Annotated in this window: 8 protein-coding genes; all 8 read right to left on the reverse strand. The window is 61.3% G+C overall.

Features of this window, described 5'->3' with window-relative positions; all coding sequences use genetic code 11:
* Window positions 1–89 precede the first annotated feature (89 nt).
* Window positions 90–1,568, reverse strand: a complete 1,479-nt coding sequence (gene spoIVA / locus QMC81_08185) for a stage IV sporulation protein A (GenBank protein ID MDI6907447.1) — start codon at window positions 1,566–1,568, stop codon at window positions 90–92.
* 247 nt (window positions 1,569–1,815) lie between these two features.
* Complete coding sequence (locus QMC81_08190) at window positions 1,816–2,874, reverse strand: DRTGG domain-containing protein (GenBank protein ID MDI6907448.1); 1,059 nt, start codon at window positions 2,872–2,874, stop codon at window positions 1,816–1,818.
* Between the two features lie 64 nt (window positions 2,875–2,938).
* Window positions 2,939–5,041: an acetate--CoA ligase family protein gene (locus tag QMC81_08195; protein MDI6907449.1), complete on the reverse strand. Its 2,103-nt coding sequence runs from the start codon at window positions 5,039–5,041 to the stop codon at window positions 2,939–2,941.
* Between the two features lie 109 nt (window positions 5,042–5,150).
* Entirely contained in the window at window positions 5,151–5,807 is a 657-nt protein-coding gene (locus QMC81_08200; protein ID MDI6907450.1) for a cell wall hydrolase, read from the reverse strand.
* Window positions 5,808–5,879: 72 nt separating this feature from the next.
* Window positions 5,880–6,611, reverse strand: coding sequence for an ATP-binding protein (locus QMC81_08205; protein MDI6907451.1), 732 nt, complete (start codon window positions 6,609–6,611; stop codon window positions 5,880–5,882).
* Between the two features lie 13 nt (window positions 6,612–6,624).
* Complete coding sequence (locus QMC81_08210) at window positions 6,625–7,410, reverse strand: DnaD domain protein (GenBank protein MDI6907452.1); 786 nt, start codon at window positions 7,408–7,410, stop codon at window positions 6,625–6,627.
* A 239-nt stretch (window positions 7,411–7,649) separates the two neighbouring features.
* Entirely contained in the window at window positions 7,650–8,849 is a 1,200-nt protein-coding gene (locus QMC81_08215; GenBank protein ID MDI6907453.1) for an AMP-binding protein, read from the reverse strand.
* Window positions 8,846–9,452, reverse strand: a 607-nt coding sequence (locus QMC81_08220; GenBank protein ID MDI6907454.1) for an ABC transporter ATP-binding protein, incomplete at its 5' end; no start/stop codon positions are given. The genes QMC81_08215 and QMC81_08220, both read right to left, overlap by 4 nt.

A 9,452-nucleotide genomic window follows, 5' to 3' on the forward strand; every position in this document is an offset into this window, starting at 1 on the left:
TGGAGTGAAGGTCATTACGGGCTCCTAACATAGAAACCCTTCTCGTTTCGGCGAGAAGGGTTTCTGCTTTTGCACGGGGCACTGTCCAATCAGATAATGATGCAGATCAAGCCGCCGCTTCCGTCGTTCACAATGCGCTGCAGTGTTTCCTGCAGCTTGACCTGGGCGTTTTCCGGCATCCGCTGCAGCTTGTTCTGGATACCCTCCCGCACAAGGTCGTGCAGGGTCTTGCCGAAGATCTCGGATTCCCAGATCTTCTTGGGATCCTCCTCAAATTCGTTCAGGATAAACCGTACAAGGTCTTCGCACTGCTTTTCCGTGCCGATGATCGGCGTAATTTCCGTCGTAATGTTCGCCTTGATGATGTGCAGCGAGGGAGCGCTCGCCCGGAGGCGGACCCCGAAACGGTTGCCCTGCTTGATGAGTTCCGGGTCATCAAGGTTCATCTCATCCAGGTGCGGGGTCACCATTCCGTAGCCCGTCTCCCGCACCTCCTGCAGAGCCGAGGCCACCTTGTCGTACTCGCGCTTCGCCACCGCCAGCTCACGCATCAAGCGGAAGAGGTCATGGTCGCCCGCGACCTTGAAACCGGTCTGCTCGTTGATGATATCGTAGAACAGCTGCTTCTTCGCCTCAAGGTCGATCAACGCCTCGCCGGTTCCCATATTCATTTCCCTGAGATTCACGGCCTCCACGAATTCGTACTCGGCAAGCCGCGACGCGGCCGTGCCGATATCCCGCACCTTGTGAACTTGGCGGACCGTCTCCCGCGCCGCGCTTTCGAACCGGTCACGCAGCCAGTGCTTCGCCTCCAGCTCCCGCACCCAGAACGGGATTGCGATCTCCACCCGCGACACCGGGAATTCGTAGAGAACCTCTTCCATAATCGTCAGGATGTCGTTCTGGTTCAGTTCGGCGCAGTCCATGGCCAGGACCGGGACGTCGTATTTCGCCGTCAGTTCGGTAACCAGTTCCTGGGTCTCGGCGGCGTGCGGGCGGGTCGTATTGAGGACAACCACAAAGGGCTTCTTGATGTCCTTGAGTTCCTCAATCACCCGCTCCTCGGCCTCAACGTAGTTCTCCCGCGGGATATCCGTGAAAACGCCGTCGGTGGTCATCACGATCCCGATCGTTGAATGCTCGGTGATGACCTTACGGGTCCCGATCTCGGCCGCCTCCTGGAAGGGGATGGGCTCCTCGAACCAGGGGGTGGTAACCATGCGCGGGCCTTCCTCTTCCTCGTAGCCCAGCGCTCCTTCCACCCGGTAGCCGACGTTATCCACCATCCGGACCCTGAGCTTCAGATTCTGCCCCACCACGATTTCCACGGCCTCGGCGGGCACGAATTTCGGCTCCGTGGTCATAATCGTGCGTCCCGAGCCGCTCTGCGGAAGCTCGTCTCGCGCCCGTTCCTTGTCATAAACGTTCTTGATGTTGGGGATGGCGAAAAGCTCCATGAAGCGCTTGATAAACGTGGATTTCCCGGTACGCACCCCCCCGACCACACCGATATAAATGTCCCCGCCCGTCCTTTCCGCGATGTCACGAAAGATATCAAGCTTTTCCATGTAGGTCTCTTCCCCCCTTTTGATTTCAAGGTGCCCGTCGCCCGTGCCGTCCAAGACATCTAATCCTTACGCATCCCCCCCGGGGTAGTCCCATTGGGATGAATTTTTTTCCAAGGTCAGACATTAACAGTATATATATATGAACGGGGGGTTCCATTATAACCCTGTGGCACATACAAAAAAAATCCCACCCAAAACAGGGCGGGATCAACGATTTCCGGACGGCTTGGCCGGTACGTTTCGTCCTTTACCCGGCTCTCACCGTCTTCAGGATGAGCGGCCAATCACAGTACTGCTCGATATTTTCGAGCGCCATGGCAACGGCCCTCTCGTCACCGGGTTTGATACGGCGCGTAACTTCTTCGATCTTTTCAATCGTCGTATAGGTATCGTAGTGCACAAGGATCACCGGCACCCCCTTCTCCTTCGCCCGGGTGATCACCGTCAGGTTGGGGTAGAGGCCGCCGGTGAGGATGAGCACCGAGGTACTGGTCTCCAGGGCCGCCAGGGCGTAATCGGCCCTGTCCCCCCCGACGATCACGGCCTTGTTCAAAGCCCGGCGCAGAGTGTCAAGGGCGCTCTCGATCGTCATCGCCCCTATCAGGACGTCCTCCACCAGGCGGTCCATGTGCTCCTGTCCCGTCAGGATTTCCCCGCCAAGGACTTCGTGGAACTCGGCCACGGTCGGCGCATGGATCTCCCGCCGGCTCGGGATGGTTCCAAGGTAGTTGAACCCGAAGTTCTGCATCAGCCTGGCATACAGTTCCTTTGACTTGGCCATGAGCGGGCGAGGAATGTTATTGAAGATGCATCCCCCCACCCCCGCTCCCCGGGCGGCGGCATGCAGCAGAAAGAACAGCGCCTCGTCGAACGTAAAATCGTGCTGCATCTTAATTGTGCAAACGACCTGTCCCCCCACGTCCCGGGCGACGCTGATGGTGTCCAAGCCGTAACTGGCCATGGCCCACGGGAAGTTGTTGCCGTCAACGATCACCGGGTCATAGCGCTCGGCCAGGGTCTCGTAGGCGCCGATAACCTTTTCCCGGCAAAGGTGGGGGTCCTGGTCGCTGGTCAGATAAAAGTTGCTGGCCATCAGCGGGACAACAGTCTCCTGATCCTCGCCCATGTCCAGGATCGTCCGCATCAGGAGACCGTCCTCGTCCTGCCGCCCGGCCGGCCCGCGGCTGTACCCGACGGGTTTGAAATATCCCGCCCGGTAGCCTTCCTTCCGGAACTTAAGGGCCAGCCCAAGGGCTACCGCCGTTTTTCCGCTCCCCGGGGGTCCAATTAGAAACAGGCTCTTCACGGGTGAGCCCTCCTCCCTTTATTGACAGGAGTCTGCAGTCCAGGGCGCCGGGGCGTGCCGGCGCTCAGGAAATCGTAATCTTGATATCCAGGGCGCGCGCTCCCGAGGTGTAGGCGAAAACCGGGTTGATGTCCATTTCCGTAATCTCGGGGAAGTCGGTTACCAGCCGGGCGACACGCGCCACGATATCCACCAGGGCCTCCAGATCGGCGGGCTGCTCTCCGCGGTATCCGCGCAACAGCGTGTAGGCCCTGGTCTCGGCAATCATAGTCTCAATCTCGCGCCTTGTCAGGCCGTACGCCAACCGGAAGGCAACGTCCTTGAGCAGATTGACGTAGATTCCGCCCAGACCGAAGGCGATCATGGGCCCGAAGGTAAGGTCGCGGCTCACCCCGATAATGATCTCGGTTCCGCGGGGGGCCATGCTTTGCACGTCAATCCCGTGCGGGACCACGTTGGGCAGGGCGCGCTGAACGTTGTCCATAATGGCCCAGAACGCGGCGGTGACCTCTTCGGCCGACTTCAACCCCATGCGCACGCCGCCGATATCGGTCTTGTGGACGATCTTCGGCGAGGCGACTTTGAGGACGACAGGGTAACCCAACTCTCCGGCAATCGCCACGGCATCCTCCGCCCTCGTGGCGAGCCTGGTCGCGGCGGCCGGTATACCGTAGGCCGCGGCCACCTCGGCCCCTTCGCTCCCGAGAAGCACCAGGCGGTTGTCACGCTTAACGGCCGCAAAGACCTGCCGCACCTTTTCCGGCCGCACATCGGCGAAGCTCGGCGGCCCGTCTCCCCCTTGAGTGCCGCGTATGGCGGCGTAGCGAACCAGTCCGCTCATCGCCGACACGGCGACTTCCGGGAAGGTGAAGCACGGAACCCCGGCGTCCGTCAGCAGCCGTATACCCTCGGCGAGGATCGTGCCCCCCATGTAAACTGCAAAGACCGGCTTCCCCGGAAATGTCTTCCGCGCCTCCATGATCACTTCCGCCGTCCCCAGCGGCTCGGCCGTCGCCGTCGGGCAGACCAGGACGATCACTCCGTCGGTATTCTCGTCCTGAAGCACCTTGTGCAAAGCAAACCGGTACCGGTCGGCCTTGCTGTCGCCGAGGACGTCCACCGGGTTATAGATATTGGCCTCCGGCGGAAGGTTCTGCCGGAGGGCATCCAGCGTTTCACTGCTGAACCGGGCCAGGCTGAGGCCCTTCTGCTCTGTGGTGTCGGTGGCGACAATACCCGGTCCCCCGGCGTTGGTCACAATGGCCATCCGGTCCTGCCGCGGGATCGGCTCCCCGGAGAAAGCCGTCGCCAGTTCGAACAGTTCGGCCATGCTGTACGCACGGATCACGCCGGCCTGCCGGAAAGCCGTGTCGTATGCGGCGTCGGATCCCGCGAGGGCCCCGGTATGCGATGAGGCGGCACGCGCACCCGCCTGGCTGGATCCGGATTTCAGGATGACGATCGGCTTCTTGCGGCTTACTTCGCGGCAGACCTCGAGGAACCGCGGCCCGTCGGTCACATCCTCAATGTAACAGAGAATGACCTGCGTGTTGGCATCCTCACCGGCATCCGCGATAAAGTCGCTCTCGGTCAGATCGCCCTTGTTCCCCAAAGAGACAAAGCGCGAGAATCCCAGGCCCGCCGCCAGGCTCCAGTCCAGGATGGCGACCAGCATCGCCCCGCTCTGCGAGATGAAGGCAATGTTCCCTTCCCGGGGAAACCCGGCGGCAAAGGAGGCATTGAGCGGCGTGTGGGTGTCCATCACCCCTACGCAATTCGGCCCGACGACACGCATGCCGTGCCGCCGGGCGATGCGCACCAGTTCCTTCTCCCGTTCCAGGCCTTGGTGCCCCGTCTCCTTAAAGCCGGCGCTGAGAACGATCAGGTGCTTCACCCCGGCTTGGCCGCAGGCTTCCGCCACCGGCAGCACCCGCGCCGCGGGCAAAGCTATCACGGCAAGGTCGACTTGTTCCGGAACGTCCCCGATGGCCGGGCACGCTCGATGGCCCTCGATCTCCGCTTCCTTGGGATTTATCGGGTACAGCCGCCCCGGGAACCGGCTCTCGACCAGGTTCCGCAAGACGATGTTACCCACCTTCTCCCGCGCTTTTGAAGCCCCGATGACGGCCACGGTCCGCGGGTCAAACAGGCTTTTTAGATCACCCAAGGCGGTCATCCTCTCGCCCAGTCTAATGCTAGCCTGCACTTATGGCATAACTGATAGTCTTTTCGACACCGCAGCGGCGCAGTCCTTTTATTGTAAATACGCCCTTCCTCTACCGGCAGAAGACGTGATTCCCGATCTGGGTGATCACTGGAAGAGTGCGTATCCAACAGTCCTGGGCCGTCTTGGGGTTATAGAAAAACAGCGCGCCGCCCGTTGGATCCTGTCCGCTGAGGGCCGCGAGGGCCGCCCGAATGGCCTCTTCATCGGGAGGAAGATGGATGCTGCCGTCGGCCACCGGCGAAAACTGATAGACCTGGTGCGTCCGCTCAAAAATGACCTCCTGCAACGACTTTGGAAAGAACGGACTGGCCACCCGGTTCAAGATCACCGCTCCCACAGCGACCTTCCCGGTAAAGGACTCCCCGCGCGCCTCCGCGTGAATCGCCCGCGCCAGCAACATGACATCCTCCGGCGTAAAGCCGCCGGCAGGCCCGGCGGACGCGGGTTCAACCCCGTCCATCCAGCCGCCGGACGGGATAGTCAGTACCTGGCCCGGGAAGATGAGATGCCCGCGCACCCCGTTGGTCATCGCCAGGACGTTGGGGGCCACCCGGTAACGCCGGCCGATGTCCCACAGGGTATCGCCATCCTTTACGGTGTAATACGTCGAACCCGCTGCGGCCCCGGCATAATGCACGGCCGCGCCAAGGCTGATAAAAACCGGGAACAATGTCAGAACCAGCAGCCTGACAAAAATGCCTCGCATTGTGTCCTCCTTTCCAGGAGGCTAGTTTTGACCGGACTGCCGATTCCTATACGGGAAAGCCTTTCCCAGAAGTCATCGTTGGGCCGCGTCACGCTCCCGGCGCGTGACAATGCGTATGTCCTCGTCGGCCTCAAGGTAGAAGCTTTGGCAGAGCTGAAAAAGCCGCGAGACGGTACGCCGCCCGAGATGCTCCGCCAGTTGGTCCAGGTCGAGATTAGTGGTGACAACCACCGGGAACAGGTGATTCAGGCGGTGGTTCAGGATGCTGTATATTTTCTGGCGCGCCCAATCCGTGTACTGGTGGGCCCCAAGGTCGTCAAGGATAAGAAGCGGCACCTGTTTTGCGGCCTCGATGAGTTCCATCTCGGTAACCTCGTCATGGCCGTCGTATGTCGCCCTTAGGCGGTCGAGGAAGTCGGGAACAACCAGGAACAGGACCTCGCCGCCCCCCGCCAGGACCGCGTTGGCGATCGCACAGGCCAGGAAAGTCTTCCCGCTTCCCACTTCACCCGTGATCAGGAGCCCTTCGGTCGCCCGCCCGGCCAGGAAGGCCTGGGCGAATTTCCTGGCGGCGCGCAGGGCGATCTGCGCCGTTTCATGGAGGGAACGGCCCTTAACCGGCCCGGTGGTTGACGGGGAGTAGTAACGGAGGTCAAACTTCTCAAAGGTATACTGGCGCATGAGGGGGGAAAGGTGCGCGGACGCCAGTTTCTTCTGCCACGCCTGGCGTCCCATGCATGAACAGCGGATGGCCTGTTCGCCGTCTAAAATGATACCCCTGTCGTTGCAGTATGGGCAGGACATGTGCTTTGGCCCCCTACACGTACAGCGACTTTAATGACCCCTTGTCGCCGTTCCGGGGGCTTGAGCGCCCCTCGTTCTTCCGGGAATGGGCCTGGCGCTTTTGAAACCGGCTTTCATATTCGTTAACCTGGTCCAAGGTGCGCAGGTTGTTCTTCGTCCATTCCAGGAGGATCCGGTCGATGTACTTGAAGTTATGCTTGCCCATGAGCACCGCCCGGCGCAGGGCCTCGCGCACGAGCGCGTGCGGCACCGACGCCGCCCACTGCTCGATCTGCTCAACCTCGATCGGTGATAACGGACGCCCAAACTCCCGTGCGAATTCCTCGCAGAGCCGTCCGAATTCGCGGTCCACCATCTCATCCCTGGGGGTTGCGCCCAGGGCGGCCTGCGTTTTTTCGATCTCCTCGACCTTGCTGCAGGCCCAAAGCTCGGATAGCCGCTCGAAGAGAGGTTCAAAGTCATAGCCCGTGGTCACACGATCCCGGTCATAATACTCCGTAAGGCCAAGGATGTCCTTGGCTGCGAGGCTGGCCAGGTCCCTTTCAACCTGCGACACGCCGCCGGCGACCAGATCTCCGAGCAATTCCTTGGACGGGTAATAGTTCCCCTCCTCGCTGTGCAGCCGGAAGAGGTGGATCAGCAGCAGAACTTCACTGTCGCTAAGACCCATTTTCTTGTAGAAGCAAAGGAGCATACTGGGTACGAAGGTAATACCCTGCAAGAAGAGATCGGTGGAAAAAGCCGCGGTGATATTCCCCCCGCGGTACTTGCGTACTGCCTGTCCGTTCTGGCTCGCCATAAACCCGCCTCCCCCTGACACCTATTCTAAGAGCGGGCCGTTTTCCTTGTCCAACCCCGTCGCCCGGCGCCCACGGTAAGTAGCGGCCTCTAGCTGCCACGTTCCCAAGAGGGCTTCCGCTTTGGCAACCCCTCAACGAAGGTGTTCCACCGATGGACACCCGTGTGGCGAAAAGTAATCCCGCACTCCTTGCGCGGGGAAGGCGGGTCCAGGCAGTCAATCCGTAACCGTCCGGGTTTTTAAGATTCCCACCGCCGACGGTCCACCAAGCGCTCCTCTCCCTTCAGGCTGCCCGGCGGAACGAACTCCACCGCCGCCCTCAGGCGCAGGATATCCCTTGCCAGGGCAGCGACGCCGTCGCTTCCTGCGCCCGCATCCTCGGGGGAGGCCAATTCCACCAAGAGGGTGAGTTCGTCCCGGAATTCCTTCCGGGTAACCACCGCCTGGCAGCGCAGCGCGCCCGGAATGCGCTGTACCAACTCGTCGATCTGATGCGGGTAGAGGAAAAGGCCGCGCACCTTTACGCCGTCCCCGGTGCGCCCCAGGATACCGAGAAGCCGGGGACCGGGAAGGCCGCAGGCACAGGGTTCGACGGTCATAACGCCGAGATCCCCCGTGCCGAACCGTAGCAGGGGATAGGATGGTTCCAGAATCGTCACCACGACCTCCCCCGCCTGGCCCGGGCCCAGTGGCTGCCCGGTAGCGGGATCGGCGATCTCCAGCAGCACCCTGTCTGCGGGATGCAGGCCCCGCCGTTTCCGGCACTCATATGCCACGCAGCCGGTGTCCGCCGTGCCGTAACCCTGGTAGACCGCGATCCCGTAACGGTCATACAGCAGAGACCGCAGGTCCTCCGACAGACGCTCGGCGGTGACCCAGGCGCGCTTCAGCCTTAGATCGCCTGGACAGGTGAAGCCCATTTCTTCCGCCTTTTGCAACAAGGCATAGAGGAAGCTGGGAACGCCGACGTAACCGTTAACCTTGACGTCCCTCATAACCCGCAGTTGGTGCTCGCTGTTGCCCACGCCCGCCGGGATGACTGTGCACCCCAGCTTGCGCAGGGCACCGTCAAACATCATTCCCGCGGGCGTGAGGTGGTAGGAGAAGGTGTTCTGAACAATATCCCCGCGGGCGAAACCCGCCGCGGCGAGAGCTTCCGCCCAACCCCAGTAGTCCTCCCGCAGCCCCTGGGGGTCGTAGATAGGCCCGGGGGAAACAAAAATCCGCGCCAATTCAGTTACCGGACACGTAAGGAAACCCCCGAAGGGGGGGTCATCCTGCTGTCGCTGGATAAGTTCGGCTTTATGGGTAACCGGTAGGCGTGCCAGGTCCCCCGCCTCGCGGATATCGTCAGGAGTCAGGCCGGCCGCCTTGAACGTGTCCCGCACGGCGGAGGAGCGGGAATAGGCTGACCGGACGAAGTCCGTTAACGCGCTCAAGAAAGCCACCTCTTCCGACGTTTGTAGTGTTTGACGTCCCGGTAGCTCTTTTTGCCCCCGACACCGGACAGCCCGAGGTAGAACTCCTGTACGTCCTCGTTGTTGAGGAGCCGTTCCACTTCGCCTTCCAGGACAATGCGCCCGTTCTCCATAATGTAGCCGTAGTCCGCAATGCCCAGAGCAACCTTCGCGTTCTGTTCAACGACCAGGATGGAGCAGCCCTCGTCCAGGTTAATCTGCTTGATAATCCGGAAAATTTCCTGCACCAGCAAGGGCGCAAGCCCAAGCGACGGCTCGTCGAGCAGCATCAGGCGCGGCTTGGCCATCAACGCCCTCCCGATGGCCAGCATCTGCTGTTCCCCGCCGGAGAGGTAGCCGGCGACCCGGTGTCGCAGGTCTCTCAGCCGCGGGAAGTAGTTATATACACGGTCGATATCCCGGCGGACGTTTGTGCGGTCGCGCCGGATGTAAGCGCCGGCGACCAGGTTTTCCTCGATCGTCAGGTGTTCAAAAACCCGCCGCCCCTCCATGACCTGAAAAATGCCGCGGCGTACAATATCTTCGGCGTCAAAGCCCTTGATGGAGGCGCCGTCGAATTCTATC

The organism is Thermoanaerobacterales bacterium, assembly GCA_030019475.1.
In the GTDB taxonomy this organism is placed as follows: domain Bacteria; phylum Bacillota; class Desulfotomaculia; order Desulfotomaculales; family JASEER01; genus JASEER01.